This is a genomic window from Maridesulfovibrio zosterae DSM 11974, from assembly GCF_000425265.1.
Taxonomy (GTDB): domain Bacteria; phylum Desulfobacterota; class Desulfovibrionia; order Desulfovibrionales; family Desulfovibrionaceae; genus Maridesulfovibrio; species Maridesulfovibrio zosterae.
Genome location: NZ_KE384342.1, coordinates 514,085 through 532,195 on the forward strand (window position 1 = coordinate 514,085; position 18,111 = coordinate 532,195).

14 protein-coding genes and 1 tRNA gene are annotated in these 18,111 nt (G+C 40.3%); 7 read left to right on the top strand and 8 right to left on the bottom strand.

The annotated features are described in order from the left end of the window. Nucleotides 1-37 precede the first annotated feature (37 nt). Together H589_RS0113905 and H589_RS0113910 are read right to left on the bottom strand one after the other, a co-directional pair. Nucleotides 38-1,306, bottom strand: coding sequence for a glycosyltransferase family 4 protein (locus H589_RS0113905; RefSeq protein ID WP_027722594.1), 1,269 nt, complete (start codon nt 1,304-1,306; stop codon nt 38-40). Beyond that, complete coding sequence (locus H589_RS0113910) at nt 1,303-2,472, bottom strand: glycosyltransferase family protein (protein ID WP_027722595.1); 1,170 nt, start codon at nt 2,470-2,472, stop codon at nt 1,303-1,305. The genes H589_RS0113905 and H589_RS0113910 overlap by 4 nt, the downstream gene beginning before the upstream one ends. A 251-nt stretch (nt 2,473-2,723) precedes the next feature. Between H589_RS0113910 and H589_RS0113915 the strand changes: the two genes are divergently transcribed. The 4 genes from H589_RS0113915 (at nt 2,724) to ilvN (ending at nt 6,826) form a co-directional block, all read left to right on the top strand. Beyond that, nucleotides 2,724-3,896, top strand: coding sequence for a hypothetical protein (locus H589_RS0113915; RefSeq protein ID WP_027722596.1), 1,173 nt, complete (start codon nt 2,724-2,726; stop codon nt 3,894-3,896). After that, nucleotides 3,883-4,596: a class I SAM-dependent methyltransferase gene (locus H589_RS0113920; protein ID WP_027722597.1), complete on the top strand. Its 714-nt coding sequence runs from the start codon at nt 3,883-3,885 to the stop codon at nt 4,594-4,596. The genes H589_RS0113915 and H589_RS0113920 overlap by 14 nt, the downstream gene beginning before the upstream one ends. A 300-nt stretch (nt 4,597-4,896) precedes the next feature. Continuing rightward, nucleotides 4,897-6,558, top strand: a complete 1,662-nt coding sequence (gene ilvB / locus H589_RS0113925) for a biosynthetic-type acetolactate synthase large subunit (protein ID WP_027722598.1) — start codon at nt 4,897-4,899, stop codon at nt 6,556-6,558. A 1-nt stretch (nt 6,559) separates the two neighbouring features. Then, nucleotides 6,560-6,826: an acetolactate synthase small subunit gene (gene ilvN / locus H589_RS0113930; RefSeq protein WP_027722599.1), complete on the top strand. Its 267-nt coding sequence runs from the start codon at nt 6,560-6,562 to the stop codon at nt 6,824-6,826. A gap of 290 nt (nt 6,827-7,116) precedes the next feature. Here the strand turns inward: ilvN and H589_RS0113935 are convergent, their stop codons facing one another. From H589_RS0113935 to H589_RS0113950, 4 genes are all read right to left on the bottom strand, one after another. Then, entirely contained in the window at nt 7,117-8,547 is a 1,431-nt protein-coding gene (locus tag H589_RS0113935; protein ID WP_027722600.1) for a DNA integrity scanning protein DisA nucleotide-binding domain protein, read from the bottom strand. Between the two features lie 121 nt (nt 8,548-8,668). Further along, complete coding sequence (locus tag H589_RS0113940; RefSeq protein WP_027722601.1) at nt 8,669-10,579, bottom strand: YgiQ family radical SAM protein; 1,911 nt, start codon at nt 10,577-10,579, stop codon at nt 8,669-8,671. A 40-nt stretch (nt 10,580-10,619) separates the two neighbouring features. Then, entirely contained in the window at nt 10,620-11,885 is a 1,266-nt protein-coding gene (locus H589_RS19805) for a two-component system sensor histidine kinase NtrB (RefSeq protein ID WP_342664914.1), read from the bottom strand. 5 nt (nt 11,886-11,890) lie between these two features. Further along, the gene (locus tag H589_RS0113950) at nt 11,891-12,394 is read right to left on the bottom strand and encodes a PocR ligand-binding domain-containing protein (protein WP_027722602.1); all 504 of its coding nucleotides are present in this window, start codon (nt 12,392-12,394) and stop codon (nt 11,891-11,893) included. A 226-nt stretch (nt 12,395-12,620) separates the two neighbouring features. On the opposite strand from H589_RS0113950, the gene thiD reads away from it, so the two are divergent. Beyond that, nucleotides 12,621-13,985: a bifunctional hydroxymethylpyrimidine kinase/phosphomethylpyrimidine kinase gene (thiD, locus tag H589_RS0113955; RefSeq protein WP_027722603.1), complete on the top strand. Its 1,365-nt coding sequence runs from the start codon at nt 12,621-12,623 to the stop codon at nt 13,983-13,985. A gap of 147 nt (nt 13,986-14,132) precedes the next feature. Further along, nucleotides 14,133-14,216 (top strand) — tRNA-Leu (locus H589_RS0113960). A gap of 85 nt (nt 14,217-14,301) precedes the next feature. Here the strand turns inward: H589_RS0113960 and H589_RS0113965 are convergent. Together H589_RS0113965 and H589_RS0113970 are read right to left on the bottom strand one after the other, a co-directional pair. Next, nucleotides 14,302-14,721: a hypothetical protein gene (locus tag H589_RS0113965; protein ID WP_027722604.1), complete on the bottom strand. Its 420-nt coding sequence runs from the start codon at nt 14,719-14,721 to the stop codon at nt 14,302-14,304. Nucleotides 14,722-14,850: 129 nt separating this feature from the next. Continuing rightward, nucleotides 14,851-16,155, bottom strand: a complete 1,305-nt coding sequence (locus tag H589_RS0113970) for an APC family permease (protein ID WP_027722605.1) — start codon at nt 16,153-16,155, stop codon at nt 14,851-14,853. Between the two features lie 424 nt (nt 16,156-16,579). Between H589_RS0113970 and putP the strand changes: the two genes are divergently transcribed. Beyond that, the gene (gene putP / locus H589_RS0113975) at nt 16,580-18,052 is read left to right on the top strand and encodes a sodium/proline symporter PutP (protein ID WP_027722606.1); all 1,473 of its coding nucleotides are present in this window, start codon (nt 16,580-16,582) and stop codon (nt 18,050-18,052) included. Nucleotides 18,053-18,111: the final 59 nt, after the last annotated feature.

Below are 18,111 nucleotides of genomic sequence, written 5' to 3' on the forward strand. Positions count from 1 at the left end.
CTTATGCAAGTGGCTGAAAGTGATGCTGAACGTGTTGCTAGCTCCCGGCTTTTATACCGTATATTTCATATACATCAGCCAGTTTGTTGATCCAGTAGCGGTTATCAAAAATTTCATGGACTCGTTCTTTTGCTGCAGGGATGACTGACTTGCGAAGCTCTTGATCTGTTAGAATTCTTTCCATGGCATCAGCCATTGCTTCATGATCACCTGGTTCAACAAGAAGTCCGGTTCTGCCACTTTCTACCAATTCAGGAATACCTGAAACTGTTGTAGTAACTACAGGGACGGACATAGCCATACTTTCAGCAAGAACATTGGGTATTCCGTCACGGTCACCGTTTTCGGCAATTTCACAGCCCAGAGTGAAAAGATCTGCTTTACGATAAAGATCAAGCACTTCTTCATGCGGTTTAGCCCCTAACCATGTGCATTTTTCAGAGAGTCCAAGTTTATCAATAAGGGCAAGTGTTTCTTCCCGCTCATCACCATCACCAACAATTTTGTATGAAAAATCTATTCCTTTTTCGTCAAGTTTTTTCAATGCCTTGAAAACTGTGGGAAGTCCTTTTTTTGCTGTAAAGCGGGCTACTGTGAAAATTTCGTAAGGAGCAGAAGAAGTGTATTTCTTATCAGAACTGAAAAGTTTCAGATCAATGCCATGATACACTTTGTGAATAGGTTTTCCTTCCGGTGCAATAGACTGAAGGTAATCGCAGTTGTAACCAGTGCAGGTTACAGCAAATTTAGCCTCTGAAATCTTAGCTGTGATTTTTTCAGGCTTCTGGGTGTATATATCCTTTGCATGGGCTGTGAAGCTGAAGGGCAATCCTGAAAGGCGGCTTGCATCTCTGGCTACAGAACATGGAGAGTGGGCAAAGTGCGCATGGAAATGAAAGATATCAGATCCGGGCAATATCTTTTCTACAATAAATTCAGCTTGCAGCATATGCTTAAAAGATGCCTCGCTTCCAGAGTCTTTGTATACTTTCCATATGTTATCAATTCTGGAAGTAAACGCAGAGTCTATGCCGTATCGTTTATCTTTAAGACCAGCATCCATGTCTGCAGATCCAAAGAGTTCCTCAAGACATCCTTCCAGAGTTGATGGAAGATAAGAAACTTCAGCTTTGATTTCAGAAATGGATTTGTGTGTGAAATTCTCTCTGGGCTTGCGCATTGAAATAATATGAATTTTCACTCCACGCTGTTCGAGCAGTCTGATTTCATTTGAAATAAAAGTTTCAGATATACGTGGGTAACCCTTGAGAATCATCGCAAGGACAGGTTGTGTTTTTTTGTTCATTTGCAATTTTCTTTGAAATAGCCCACACGCTGATGCATTACGTCAAGGCCGGTGAAGTTAAAGTTATTAATCGCATCACGAATCTTATGGGAGTTGTTAAGAAGATGATCAACTTTTTCCATTATTGTGTCAGGTCCAAGCTTGTGCCATGGAATATAGTCTGCAAGATTCTGTTCTGCGAGAACCTGTGCGCGTATAGTCTGTTCTAAACGCGGAGTTTCGCGTGGTACAATGAGTGCAACCTGTTTGTGAGATAAAATCTCACAGAATGTATTATAGCCGCCCATGCAGACAACTAAATCAGCGTTACTGAACAGTTTTTCCATTCTTCTATAAAAATGGTAGAAAGTTACAGAAAGTTTTTTTGCCCGTTCCGAAAGATCAAGTCTTTGCTCTTTTGACATAAAAGGCCCCGTAACCATGATTGTGCGGAAATTTTGCGGCCCGTATTTTTCAAGGGCTTTAAGGTATGCATCCATCATAGGGTAGCCGTCACCGCCTCCACCAGCTGTTATTACAACCAGTTTTTTGCCGTTCTTACGTTTTTCAGGGCATGAGCGGGAGTGAACTTTACGGGGAATATATCCGGTGAAAATCATTTTCTGGCTAATGGATTCTGGAATTTTATATTCTTTTACAGGGTCATAATATTCTTTATGACCATAAACCCATATTTCAGAGTATAGATCATCTAATACGTCATAAATACCTTTATCTGTCCAATCTTTAATAGTGCTGTCAGCATCATCCATTATGTCACGTAATCCTAGGATCGTACGTGTTTTTCCATTCTCTTTCATCCACTCAAGAGTGGGCATGATCTCGTGTTTAAGTCCGCGAGGGGCTTTATCGACAATGAAAAGATCTGGCTGAAAGCTTTTTGCTGTTGCATCAATAATTGACTGGCGGATAGACATCGCATGAATAGGGTCTATTTTTATCGAATGAGGTATATAATTATCATTTGACTGTTTAATCATGCCGGGAATTCGTACAAAGTCTATCTGCTCAGGGAATTCGAAACGGCCGACAATTGGTGAGCCTGTTAGGATCAGGATATTTACACCTTTGCACTTCAACTGTGAAGCTATAGCCATAGTGCGTCTAATATGCCCAAGACCGTACGTGTCATGAGAATACATCAAAATATTAAAGGTATTATCCATTTATTGTACCGATTTTCAGATTTAATTTAACCGCATTAATTTGTATATTTGTCTTGCATCACTAGGGCCGTTGGAATATCTAGCGAAAAGGAATACTTCTGTAAATCTTTAAAAAAAACTTATCGTATTTGTGGTAATTCCTATTATTTTTTTCCCGTAGAAGCAATCCCTTTCCTAAACTTTTATTCTTTGAAAATAATTTATATACTATACTGAAATAATTATATTAATAAATATTATAAGGTTTATCGATGTCGTTTATAATTGATTTGATAATTTATGCCCATGACGGAAGAGGATTAGGGCATGTAAGTAGAAGTGTTGCCATCGGCCTTGCTGTTCGCAGATTATTTCCTAAAATGTCAGTGCTATTAATTACCGGATGTAGTGCCGTTGCTGAACTTATTGGTGATGGAGATCTGGACTGGATAAAACTTCCATCATATAAAACAAAAATTTTAGCCGGAAAATCTTCTGGTGCCGAAGGTCCATCCCAGATTGATGATAAGACTCTTGGTGAACTCAGAGCACAAAATATTCGTCATATATTCAAAACATATCGGCCAAAGGTTTTTCTGGCTGATCACACCCCTCAAGGGAAGCATAAAGAGCTTATTGCTTGCCATAGTGTCTCTCATGAAACTGTGCGAGTTTTAGGTATTCGTGCTGTTGTGGGAGATGTTGATAAAGTCTGGTCGGAATTTTCTGCAGATTTTTTTAAAAAGGGATATAGCAAAATATTTTGGTATGGCGATTCAAAGATTACTGGCATTAATGAAATTAAACGGGTTAAAAGCTGTTACGGGATTGATCCTATCGAGACTGGCTATGTTTCAAGATTTTCCGAATTGGGACAACTCAGTATCGATGACGGAGCAGAGAGCAAAAATCTTGCAGGAGTTGTATCTGTTCCATGGTCAGGAGAGGGTACTTTCCTATTCCTTGAAAAACTTGCTGAGGCTATAAGTCAAATTGATCATTCATACGGACTGTGGAAGATTTATATGAATTTGCGTGAGGCAACTGCGTATGAAGCTATAAAATTTTTTGAATTTTTGCCCAATGTATGTTTTTCACAGGTTGGTCCTGAGTTTCTTTGTGACCTGCATGGTTCTCGTTCTGCCGTAATTTATGGTGGTTACAACAGTCTCACCGATGTGATGGCTTCCGGAACTCCCGCAGTGGTTCTTTTGCGGGGAATGAAAGATGGTGAACAGGAAGAACATGCAGCATTACTTGCCAGCAAGTCATCTGCAATTGTTGATGTTTTCTCTGAAGACAACATAACTGCTGACTGTCTGCGTGAGTCATTATTAAAATGTATACAGACAAAACCTGAAGTTTCATCTGTTAATCTTAACGGAGCTGAGAATGCGGCTCGTTATCTAGCCTCGCTTGCAGGAGTAACTGATGCTAACAGCTAGCCCTGAGTTGCGAAAAATGATGCGTAAAATAACAAAATGTTTTTCACAGCATGAAATGCTGCAATGGGAAAAAATTTTGAGTCCTCTTGACCGAAATATGCGAATTATTGAGGTCGGTTGCGGACGGGGCACCAAAACTGATTTTTTAATTTCGCACGGATTCAATAATATTCTCGGTGTTGAGAAGAATGAATTTCAGGTTCAGGAGTGCTGTAAAAGAGGGCTGGATGTTGTAACCCTTGAATCTTTTTCAGCAAATTATAGTAATGAAAAGTTTGATTTTTTAATTTTATCACACATTATTGAGCATTTTTGCTTTGAAGACTTAATCGATTTTATCGATGGTTATTTAAAATATCTTAAACCGGGAGGCTTACTGCTCATTGCAACACCAATGCTGCATCCTCATTTCTGGCTGGATCTAGATCATCAGAAACCATACTATCCACAGGGAATAAAGAATTTTTATAGTGGTAGTGGTGAGCAGGTAGGATTTACATCTAACTATCGATTAAAATTGAAAGATATCCGTTTTCGTAAAAGTCCATTACGGATTAAAAATGACCGTAATCTACTGCTCAAAAAAAATGATTTTCCTATGTTAAGTTTTAATCTGCTTTGTGCAGCAGTTTTCAAAGGGTCTTTTAATTTTATTGGATATAAAACCGGGTGGCTGGGATTGTATAAACTTGAGTCTTAATGTTTTTTAAAAAGTGCTTGCTAATTAATTTATGCTGGACTATTTCTAACGAAACCTAAACAGATTAGGAAAATTTTAAGAGTAAACAAAATGATACTATCTACCCTATCTCATATGAATGCAGTTGTTGCACCCATCGCCTCTGTGGTGATGGTGGTGATTTCTGTGGTCGTCGTGAGAGGCATTAATAAGCCGGAGGGAAGGTTGTAAGCATCAGTTTACATAAAAGTGTTGTTGTAACCCCCGCCGGCTTGCCGGCGGGGGTTTTTTATTTTCATCAGGAAATATGAGGGTGCGGAAATGAAATTAAGCGGTGCAAAATTACTGATCAATCTTTTGGAGCGGCAGGGTATTGAAATCATATGCGGTATTCCCGGCGGTTCTAATCTGATAATTTATGACGCATTGAGGGACAGCTCAATTAAGCACATTCTTGCCCGTCATGAGCAGGGGGCCGGATTTATGGCTCAAGGAATGGCTAGAACAACAGGAAAGGCTGCTGTGTGCATGGGGACTTCCGGTCCGGGAGTCACCAATTTGCTGACGGCTATTGCTGATGCGCGACTTGATTCAATTCCCGTTGTTGCCATAACAGGGCAGGTATCCAGTTCTTTAATCGGGACGGATGCTTTTCAAGAGGTTGATACCTATGGTTTGACAATTCCAATCACCAAACACAATTTTCTGGTGCAGTCAGCTGCCGATTTATTGGAAATTATTCCGGAAGCATTCAGGCTTGCTGAATCTGGTCGGCCGGGGCCGGTTGTTGTTGACATTCCTAAAGATGTCCAGAAGGAGATTGTCGAAATCACAAGCTGGCCTGAACATGGATTGAAAGACGCTGTCCACACGTGTGATGATAATGACTTGAAGCAAGCTCTTGAGATGATAAACTCATCAAGACGGCCTATAATATATGCTGGTGGCGGAGTTGTTGCTGCTGACTGTTCAGATGATTTGCTTAAACTTGCACATAAAAATTCAATTCCTGTCGTTAGCACACTTATGGGGCTTGGTGCGTATCCTGACGGAGATTCTAATTATCTTGGTATGCTCGGTATGCATGGGGCTCGTTCAACGAATATGATAATGGAGGAGGCGGACCTCATTATTGCTCTTGGTGTGCGCTTTGATGATCGTGCTGTAGGGAAAGCTTGTGAATTTTGTAAGCATGCTGATATCCTGCATATTGATATAGACCGCTCTGAAATTGGTAAAATAAAATCATCCAATCTTTCTGTTGTAGGTGACGTAGGACATGCCTTGAGTGAGCTCGCAGCCAACGTAGAGTCTTCAATAAGAATTTCATGGAGTGCGCGAATTGCATCATTACGAATGAAATATCCTGAAATTATTCCAGACAGTAATGAAACCTTTCATCCTGCAAACTTAATCAGAATAATGGGAGAATCTTTGCCCGATGATGCAATCATCACCACGGATGTTGGGCAGCACCAGATGTGGGTTGCTCAGAAATATCCATTTAGAAAACCCCGGACTCTGCTAACCTCAGGTGGTCTTGGAACAATGGGGTTTGGGTTGCCAAATGCAATAGGGGCTGCTTTTGCTAAACCTGATAAAAAGGTTGTCTGTGTAAGCGGAGATGGATCATTCTTAATGAATATTCAAGAACTTGCAACACTTGCTGAGCAACATTTGAATGTTAAAGTCTTGATCATGAATAATCATCGTTTAGGTTTGGTGCGGCAGCAGCAGGAATTGTTTTTTGAAGAACGCTTTTTTGCCTCATCATTTGAAAGCAATCCTGATTTTGCTTCTATTGCTAAAGGATTTGGAATACCTGCTTTTGACCTTGATGATCAGGATAATCCGGAACTTTTTTTACGCAAAATTTTAGGACAGGATGGTCCGTGCGTTATCAATATACCTATTGGCTTAGAGAATAAGGTTTTTCCTATGGTTCCACCTGAATGTGCAAATCGTGAAATGATTGGAGATTAAGATGCATAACTATGTAATTGAACTTTTAGTTCGTAACCATGCCGGGGTAATGAGTCAGATAACAGGACTTTTTTCAAGAAGGAATTTTAATCTTGAGGGTATTATATGCGGCCCTGTAGGTGATGGAGGGGAAAGCAGGATGATTTTAACTGTTGCTGATAACAGTAAGCTTGAGCAAATATTACTCCAGCTTGAAAAACTTTACGACGTATTACAGGTACACAAGGTTGATGATCATCCATTAACAAAGGTTTTAGAAGAACTGTAAATAACTAAACTCCGGTTGGCATTAATTGTTGACCGGAGTTTAGTTTGAAGAACAATTCTAAATGATCAATTTTCGTTCAAAACTATTCAGTTATGTGTTTTAGGGCATGTGAAACCAGTCTGATTCAGCATTTTTTTATCAAACCTGTTTTATGGAGAGTTGAAAGGTCTTTTTCAAGTGCTTCAGAAACTATTTAAAATTAACTTTTTTAGCTTACTAATGATATAATGAATGTCTGCCGGAAATATAAGTTAAAATTAATTGTGTAATACTTTAATATAATTAAAAAATTAGACATCAATCCATTTTGTAAGAGTTGGGGGTGTTGTTACACATGCAAAAAGTTGTTTCCACTCACATAAAGCTGTAAGTTCTACTCCCCGCTGAATTATGGAAACAGGTTTGTCAGAGGAAACAACAACTACTATCAGGTTGGGATGTTCAGATGTAAAGCGTAAAGCTGAATTAAATCTTGCACCTCGGGCTCTATTTTCTCCTGCTACAGCTTTACCATCAAGTAGGCATGCAAATCCATACAGTTTAAGATCTTTACATATATGTACTGCACCATCCAGCTTAGTTAAGGAGCGGGCAAGTCCTCGCATTTCAGGTTCTCTTAGATCAAGAGGTTTTTCTAAAGCCTGACCGGCTATTTCAACAGGAGTATCATTAAAATCAAGAACTAGTGTAGATCCATGGCTGCGGTTGTTGGCGCTGGTTATCATTTGAACTACTAATTGAAAAAGATTGTGACGTACTTCTGCGCTAAGATCTATTTCAAGCAGATATTCTTCAAGTTGGACCATGTTCGGTTTATAGTTAGTTGATGAGAATTTAGCATCTGCAAAGCTGCAAACCGGAGTACATCCAAGGTATATCAGTCCTCGGTCACCTTTAAAATGAGCTGAGATAGAGTTGCTTGTTGGAGATACCACGGCAATCCCCACAACGACTTTTCCGTCTGAAACTAGTTTGCGCCCCGAACTTTCTACTGACTGGAGCAGTTTACGCACGTGTTTGTGATTTTTAAGGTAAGGGCGTTCTTTTTCAGGAAATTTTGCCATGTATTTGATTTTGTCAAGTTCTGAAGGCTCAATAAAAATTAAATCTCCTCGTGCCCATGCTCCTTCTTCTCTTGTCTTGGAAATCCCAAGAACTGAATCAAGAATAGGGTAAATTCTCAGCTGCGTATCCCATCCCATGATGCGATTACGTTGATCCACTATATAATCGCGAACGGCGTGAGTTGAATATTCACGCAAAAGATGTCCAGAGCTGTCAATGCGCAAAATATTTTGTGTGGCAAAATCTTGAGAGAGGAGGAGTGCGGCATACTCCATCCAGCTTTCTGTGGGGCCGATAGAACACATATCCGGGTGTTGTTCTGTGAACCAGCACTGGTAAAAAATACTACTTGATCGAGCACTGCAGGTGATCAGTCCTGCCAGTGCCAAATCTTTGGTCCGGATTACTTCGATTAAGCGGGTTGTGTCATCATGATTGTCTCCGGCACGCCAGTCATCTGAGTCGAGGTAGTATTCTTTTATTTTGGGATCGTGTTCACGTAACAAATCTTGCGGATCATATATACGTATAGGATCATCTGGGTTTACAGCATATATTAGTGCTACACGACTCGCTTTTGAAAAGTGGGAAAGTCCATCTCTAAGGCCATCCATGATGTGGAATATACACAAATTAGCAAAATAATCTGAACTCATTTATTGTATCCGGATTTAGAGGTTCAAATTTAGTCGTGAGCGGTTTTATGTGGAATTTACCAGTTGTTATTTTTTCGTCATAACGTAGTTATGCACAATTTACATTCATTCCCTATAGTAATTACTTTATTTTTTTCCTATTTGTGAAGCTTTTTTTCCCTTTTTTAGAATAGGGTTTCTTTTCATCATGAGAGCTTTTTGCTCCACTTTTTTCTTTAAACTGTGCATCGTTGTGAACAGCGCTTTTATATGTTTTTTTTCCTCGAGGAGATTTGCTGCCTGATCTGCCTCCAGCACGAGGATCTTTGCCTGGATCAGGTATTAGTATGCGGTGTTGTTTCAATCGTTGTGCGTCTGTTTTAGCAACATATATTCGGTTACCGGACGGATCTGTTTCAGCATAGAACATAGCGGTTGCAACTGTGCCGGGGGTGGGAATGAAACATTGCACCTGACGTGGTTTCCAGCCACGTGCAGAAAGCCATGAGCTAAGCATGCGCATATCATCATCCGTACAACCTGGAAAAGCACTCATAAGATATGGGATAACATATTGTTCTTTACCTGCTTTGCTGGATTCAGATTTGAACATCTCCAGAAAGCTTTCAAATATAGGGAGGTTCGGTTTTCGCATATGTTCCAGAACCCTCGGGGCAATATGTTCTGGTGCAACTTTAAGCTGTCCTCCAACAAATTCTTTAAAAATTTCTTTTAGACTTGTGCGGTCTGTTTGTCCCAGATCATAGCGGACTCCACTGGCAACCCGTACATGTTTGATCCCATCCATCTTCTGGGCCTGACGTAACAGATTAAGGTTAGCTTTCTGGTTGTATTTGAAATTTGGGCAAACCTTAGGCACAAGACAGCTTTTTCGCTTACATTTTTCTCTATTTAAAGCGCAGTTAGCTTCCCACATGTTGGCACTGGGACCTCCAATATCAGAAACTGATCCTCTAAAATCAGGATGTTTTTTCATGTTTTCCAGTTCGCCAAGAATTGATTTTTTACTGCGTGACCGTATGTGTCTGCCCTGATGCATAGCAATGGAGCAGAAAGAGCATCCTCCACCACAACCTCTGTGTGAGGTTACACTGAACTCGATCATGTCTGCAGCAGGGATGCGCCCTTTATTTTTATAAACAGGGTGAGGCAAGCGGGCAAAAGGGAGTGTATATAGCCAGTCCAATTCTTTTGTGGAAAGGTATTCTGATGGTGGGGTGATCACTACGTGGCGATTATCAACCGGCTGAATCGCCCATGAAGTACCATGGTGAACCTGTTCTTCCAAAGTCAGAGTCGCTTTCATAAGCTGACTTGGGTCAGACATAATATCTTTATGTGCGGGAAGCTCAACTTTTTCAGCTGTCTCGGGAATATCTTCAGGGTAGCCCATGAAGGCTGTACCATTTATACCTTTCAGTGTTGCAGAGCATGGTTCTTCAGTTTTTGACAGCCTGATAGCTGCTTCAAGCATGGCTCTTTCGCCCATGCCGTAAATCAGCAGATCTGCTTTACTATCCATGAGAACAGGTTTTCGCACTTTCTCAGTCCAGAAGTCGTAGTGTGAGATACGGCGTAAAGATGCTTCTATCCCACCAATAATGACAGGAAGGCCTTTAAAGGCTTTTTTGATCAGGTTGGTGTAGATAATAACTGCACGGTTTGGACGGGCTCCTGCTTTTCCTCCGGGAGTATAAGCATCGTCACTTCTTTTCTTGCGAAATGATGTGTAGTGAGCAACCATAGAGTCAAGTGCTCCGGCGGAAACTCCGGCGTAAAGGCGAGGGCGACCTAGCTCTTCAATGGCTTTACTGTCAGTCCAGTCCGGTTGGCAAACTAGCGCAACTTTAAAACCATGTGCTGTGAGTACCCTACCTAAAAGAGGTATTCCGAAACTTGGATGATCTATATAACTGTCGCCGGAAACTAGAATTATGTCAGGACGATCCCACCCCAGTATATCCATTTCCTGCCGTGTCATGGGAAGGAAGCGTGGTTGTTTGCCTTGGTTGGCAATGATGCTCTTTGTCATGGGGCGGAGCATATAGATGAAGCCAGAAGCTGGCAAGAAACTATATGGGCTGTTTTAAGGGGATTTTTATGGTGAATCTGGTCCAGTGTCCGGGATTTGATTCAACAGCCATTGTTCCGTTATGCTGATTGGCAATAATAAAATACGAGACTGAAAGTCCCAGTCCTGTACCTTGTCCTATTTCTTTCGTCGTATAAAAAGGTTCAAAAATTCTGTTACGTATAATATCAGTCATACCACCTCCATTATCTTCAATTTCTATTACAGCCATGCTGTTATCTACATAAACTCTACAAATAAAATGAGGAGTAGAATCAACATAGTTTTTTTCAGCCATGGCTTCTGCACCATTTTTGAAAAGGTTTAATAGAACCTGTTGGATTTCATTTCCTGAACAGCGGACTAAAGGAGTCTGTAGGGCATATTCACGTATTATTTTGATTCGTCTGAAATCATAACTTTTTTTTAAGTTATAATCATTGATAGCTAGTTCAAGGGTTTTATCAATCAATGTTCCGAGATTTTGTGGAGTAAAGTTATTGTCGCTTTTACGGGCAAAACTGAGCATATTACTTACGATGTTTGCAGCTCTTTCTCCCGCATCTGTGATGCCATCAAGCATACGTGGAATTTCACGTTTATCCAGATATTCTCGTACATCCTGCAAACTGGCATTGCATGTTTGTGCAACAGAAATATTGCTCGGAATATCTGAATAAATTCTTTTTTTTATGTTAATAGCATGACCCAGTATTCCGGCAAGAGGATTGTTTATTTCATGGGCCATGCCGGCAGCAAGTCCACCAATTGATAACATCTTTTCTGATTGAAGCATCATACGTTCCATATTGACTCTTTCAGTAACATCATCAATACGGATGACAGCCCCTCGAGCTTTGTCAGATATCAGTGGATAGATTGTAATATCTTCATATATTTGAGTTGATTCATCAACATTTGAAACTGTGCCGTAAGTTTGTTTTTTGCAGCTGCTTATAGCCTGTTTGATATGATCGATTTCTTTATCCAGTCCGGGCATCGCCTGTACCAAAGGAGTTCCTAAGGCCTGCTCAGCGGTTAAGCCTGTTAAATCTTCAGCCCTTTTGTTCCATTGTGTAATGATTCCTTCCGGGTCTACTCCTATAAGAGTTGAAGGCATTGAGTCTATTATGTTTGCCAGATAATTACGAAGGCTCCGGAGTTCGCTTTCAGCATTTTTTCTCTGTTCAATCTCAAATTGTCTTTCCAGATTTTTTGTTGCAAGATTTGATAGAAAGGCAGCTAATGCAATATTATATTTAAGAATTTCGTCTACACGCTTTTTTTAAAGCGGGGTACTTCATCCAAGGCGGAAAGGTAGTCTTCTGTATCATATCCAAAACGTTTGGCCTGTTTAATGAAATAATCTTTATCAGGAATTTCTTCATCGTAAAAAAACTGACCTAAGAATAAGGTTGCTATATGTTTACCCATGCATTTAATAGGTACGCCGACGTCCCAGAGACCATTAGCACATTTGTATCCGCAATAGGGGGTATCTTTGATTTTGCTCACGATGGCTGTATCACTTGCAATGCAGTTTAGATTGCTATCAGGGTTAGCCCTGTGAAATTGAACACATATTCTCTGCCAGCCTGCACCAGCATATACTTCTCCGTTTATTGCATCGATAATCCCTGATGGCATGCCGGTCGCAGCATAGCTCACGTCAAGCATGTTTTGCAGTTCATCAAGTTCAATGAGGTCTTTAAAAACAAGCTTTGAAAGTTTATTGCATGCTGGTTCTAAATCACATTTTTCGGAAAATTCTATCACGGGAGTCCTTTTAAAAAAGTTAATGTAGAATAGGACGAAAATAGGAATCCTGATTATTAATAAATCACACTGAAATTAATATGTCCAGAATGTAATCTTTTTTATGAGTATATAATGTATCGAGGCCCGAAATAGAGTATGAAGTTGCACGGTTGACCGCAGATGAATGGGCAGGTAAAAATGCATCATATTAACAAAAAACAATAATCAAGCCTAAGGAGGCTAGATGAAATCGCTTCCATGCGTTTTAACTATAGCAGGCTCAGATTCAGGTGGTGGAGCCGGTATTCAGGCCGATTTAAAGGCTATCTCAATGGCTGGTTGTTATGGAGCAACTGCTATAACAGCTTTAACTGCTCAGAATACAACCGGAGTAACTGGGATAGAAGCTGTCTCATCGGAGTTTGTTGCTTTGCAGATTGAAACTGTTTGCAGTGACATTAAAGTTCATGCAGCAAAAACAGGAATGCTTTTTTCTGCATCTATTATTCGATCAGTAGCTGCTGCATTACAGGATAAGAATTTTCCATTGGTAATTGATCCCGTTTGTGTTGCTACAAGCGGTGCAAAATTGCTTAAAGAAGATGCTGTTGAAGCTATGAAAAGCTTGTTCTCTCTTGCTGATCTGCTAACCCCGAATGTTCCTGAAGCGGAGTTATTTACCGGGATTGAAATAAAAACTCGCGAGGACGTATTTAAAGTAATTGATATTTTGCTTGATATGGGGCCTAAAGCAGTTCTTATCAAGGGAGGACATTTTGATTCTGTAGCCGCAACTGACTGGCTTGGAATTAAAGGACAACAACCTATTCCATTGATGCAGCAGCGGGTGAAGACTAAAAACAGTCATGGCACAGGCTGTACCCTTTCGGCTACAATCGCTTCTAATCTTGCTAAAGGATATGATATGCATGCAGCTGTGCGAAAGGCTCAGGAATACTTGAACCTTGCATTACGTGCAGGTTTTGATATCGGAGAGGGAAGTGGACCTCCCAACCATCTTGCGCCTATGTTAATTGAGAAGATGAAGCAGAAGCTATTATCAGATCATTATGAATGTGGGATTAGACTGAGTCGTATGGAAGGTTTGCATAAACTTATTCCTGAAATGCGGATGAACGTAGCTGCTGCATTACCGTATGCAGCATATATCGAAGAAGTATCGGCATTTAGCGGCAGGATTACCTCAACACGTAAAGGTGAGGTAATTGTTTGTGGACGGCCTGATTTCGGTGCCTCACTGCATTTAGCTAAATCTTTGATTTGTGTACGTAAGTATAATCCTGAAGTTGGATGTGCTGCAACTTTGCGAAATAATGCTGAGATTACGTCAGCAATTGCATCATGCGGATTTGTTGAAGCCTGGTTTGATCGTGAAGATGAGTCTACTGATCTTAAAGGCAGCGAAGCTGCAAGTATTGAGTGGGGGACATGCAAAGCTATATCTGAGCATCCTGAGCCTGAAATGGTCGATGTTGTTTGTGATTCAGGTGAAAAAGGTAAAGAACCAATAATTAGATTGTTAGCTAAAGACTTTGCAGATCTTGAATTAAAACTTGAGCAGATTTTAGCTGCACTCACTGAAATGTAGTTAAAATATATAAATTTTAGGTTAGATTGTTGATTTTTGTTGACAAGCTCTGGCTGTCCCTATATTAACGCAACGGCTGGCGGGGATATTGCCCTGATTAATCTTGATTAAACAGCAATGTTCAGGCTATAGCCTAAAAATACGGTTGCGAGAGTGGCGGAATTGGTAGACGCACTGGATTTAGGATCCAGCGGTTAATCCGTGAGAGTTCGAGTCTCTCCTTTCGCACCAACTGTAATAAAAGCACCCCCTTATAACGACCAAGAGCTGGTTGTAGTGAGGGGGTGTTTTTATTGGTTTTATCTTTTAATTGTGACTAGAAAGGCTTACCTGAGTTGGTTGGTTGAAAGTTTATAGTGGATATGAGCCCTACAATATCATCTTCACCAGCTTTGTTGTTCCATTCTATTGTTCCATACCCCATAGTATCTATGTTTGTTACTATACTTACGCTCGCCGTTTCACCTGCAGCTATTACCGTATTGTTTTCCTTGAAGTTTCTGTACAGAGGCCCTGATGTAAGAATTGATGAATCCGTATTATATAGAGTTACTTTTACAATTAAGTCATGAGCTGAAATATTAGAAATATATATGTTATCTCCCGTAGCGGTACCTCCGTATTCAGACTCTGTTTCCCAGTGAGGGATTATTGTTTTACCACTACCAGCAAAAGCAAAAGATTGGGCCGCGATCAACATGAAGCATGAAATGAGTAAGATCTTAAAATAATTCATACGAAAAACTTCTTTAAAAAATAAAATATTAAATAACACTATATATATTACTGTATTAATTAAATGTTTTATTCAATATATTTTACATACAATTCTAGCCGGAGTTGGAAGTACAATTCCTATAAAATCCTACCGCAAACAGTGCCAAGCTCTTTTGGAAGTTGAACGGAATTTAGCCATTGCAAATTCGAACAAGAACGCACAAATCAGAACTACGAAGAAGGCTATGCATGCTTCTCTGTTATCGAATGCCGACCTCCATAATAAAATACATAACACGGCAAAACATACGACAGCTCCTATTATCATTGGGAGTCTTTTGGCATTGATTGTTTTTGCCAGTTTGGCGCCGGCAAGATTTACGGCAGAGAAAATAAGCAGAAAACCTGCGCTGGCTATTACAGCTATTGATTCTATGTTAAGTGTATTGGCCATGCATAAAGTAATTGCACCCACTACCAGTACCCCAAATGGTTGATCCCACACTTTTCGTTCCATTATCTGTGGTAAATCTTTGTCTTTTGCCAAAATGAATCCCAGTCTGGCACTGCCATAAATGGTTGCATTAATAGCTGAAATGGTGGCTAGCATTGCAGCTATTCCAACAAGAAAAAAGCCGAACTGCCCGAGTGCGGGGCGGGCAGCCTCAGCAAGAACATAGTCTTTTGATGATGCAATAAGACTTTCAGGAACCACGCCTACAGTAAGGATTGCCACTAAAATATAAAGTAAAACCACAATGCCAACTGAAGCGTAATATGCCCGGGGTAGGGTGACGCTGGGATTGCGGACATCTTCAGCCGCATTGGATATTAATTCAAACCCTTCATAGGCTACAAAAATAACCATTCCAGCAGGGATTACCGCAGACATTGGCGCCCATGTTGAAACTGCGAGCCGTGCAGGCTGGATATATACGGCACCTGAAGCAACCACAATGCCGAGTAATACTAATTTGACTACGACAATAAACGTTTCAGATTTACTGATCAATTCAGCGCCAAGTAGATTAATCATTACTGGAATAATGATCGCTATGCTGATGAGGCCATGGTGCAGCCATACAGAGTATAGACTGACTGGGAAAAATGTTTTGGCATATGATTCGAATGCCGTGGCATAAAGAGATAGAGTAACAAGATAGCTGAGCCATAAAATAAAATTTAGTCCACCGACAATACTGTCATGCCCGAATGCCCGGTCAAGAAAAACAACTGTGCCACCCTGACTGGGAAATGCTACCGAGAGTTTTGCATAAGAAAATGCTGTTAATATGGCAATGCCCCCGGCAAGAGCAAAGGCGATGGGAGTTGCACCATGTGCCATGGATACTGCAAGTCCTAATACAGCAAAAATTCCGCCTCCGACCATACCTCCGATGCCTATGGCTATTGCGCCGTAAAGACCTATCGATCCCTTTTGTTTTTCATCCATCTCATATTCTCCTGTTTGTTTTATGTATTCAGTACAGAAGTCAAATGCAATGATTCCTGAATGCTTTACGGAATTATTTCAGGAGAGTTGAAGTGAATCTTCAATTTATAGCGAATGATTAAGGAGCTTGGGGACAATTTTTAGTTAAACTATAAATATTTTTGGATTTGGAACTACATCATTGAAGTATATGTGAACTTCATAAAGTCGGCATATAAGGTGTTAGTGTAAAGAAGCATTTGGAAAAAATAAAATGGTTTTGTTTAAAATATCTGAATAAAGTAAATTCTATCTAATATTATTCCGTATAATCAACGTTGAAAAAAAATATCTTGTCTAAAAAACTATAGGTAGTTAAATATGAGCCCCATTTTTACGATATATGTTGTTTTGATTTCGTTTACTTGTTTAAAAAGGAATTATTGTGATTCAAACAGAGACTTTGCTTACATTTGGTGTCTACTTGGTTTTTCTGCTTGCCGTCGGCTGGTATTTTTATAAAAGAACAACTGATATTGAGGGGTACATCCTCGGAGGACGTGGGCTGGGAGGATGGGTTACGGCTCTTTCCGCACAGGCCAGTGACATGTCCGGATGGTTGCTCATGGGACTTCCGGGAGCTGTTTATCTAGGCGGTATGAATGAAGCATGGATTGCCATAGGCCTTTTTATTGGTACAGCTCTTAACTGGATCTTTGTGTCTGCACGGTTGCGTGTATATACTCAGCATACTGACACTCTTACAATTTCATCTTTTTTTGAAAAGCGTTTTAACGATCCAACCAGTTTGCTGCGTGTCGGATCTGCCGTAATTATTCTTATCTTTTTTACAATTTACTCATCCTCTGGGCTTGTTGCAGCAGGTAAGCTGTTTGAGTCCATGTTTCATATAAATTATTCATTTGCAGTAATAACCGGCGCAGTTGTTATTGTTTCCTATACATTCTTAGGCGGGTTCATGGCTGTCTGCTGGACAGATTTTTTTCAGGGCGGGCTTATGTTTTTCGCCATTATACTTGTGCCTATTTTAGGTGTGATTGATAATGGAGGAATTTCTGTAATAGAGTCTGAGATGGCAGCAAAGCATATTGCGACAAGTTTATTTCATGACGGTAGTGGCAACGCCCTCTCCATAATGGCCGTTTTTTCTACTATGGCCTGGGGACTTGGTTATTTTGGACAGCCTCATATTTTGACTCGTTTTATGGGAATTCGCTCCGTACATGAACTTCCAAAGGCAACAATGGTTGCTCTTACATGGGTTGTGATCTCTTTGATTGGAGCTGTATTGGTTGGAATGATCGCAATTCCAATGTTTGATGGACTGAAGGGCGGTGAACAGGAAAAAGTTTTCATTTATATGATTGCAAAGCTTTTTAATCCCTGGGTAGGTGGTGTATTGTTAGCAGCTATCCTTTCAGCAATTATGTCCACTATCGATTCTCAGTTATTGGTTTCTTCATCTGCTCTCACTGAAGATTTTTATAAGAAAATTCTGCGTCGTGACGCTTCCGAAAAAGAATTGATTTTGGTCGGGCGTTTATGTGTACTGGTTATTTCTATTATTGCTACAAGCATGGCTCTTACTCCTGGGAATACTATTCTCGGCCTTGTTGCGTATGCATGGGGTGGATTCGGTGCAGCTTTCGGTCCAGTGGTTCTTTTTTCTTTGTTCAGTAAAAAGACCACATGGGTATCAGCTCTTACCGGCATGGTAGTAGGGACAGTTGTTCTCATTGTATGGAAAAATATGGGACTTGGAGCTCAAATGTATGAAATTGTCCCTGGCTTTTTTGCCAACTTTATTACCATTTATATTATAAATATGATTGCACCGCAGAAAGACGAGCGTATTTTGTCCGCTTTTGATAATATGAAGCTCGGCCTTAAAAAATAGACACTTGTTGTTTTGTGTCTGAGAGTTTATAAGGCTCTGCCTGTGAGTGGGCAGGGCCT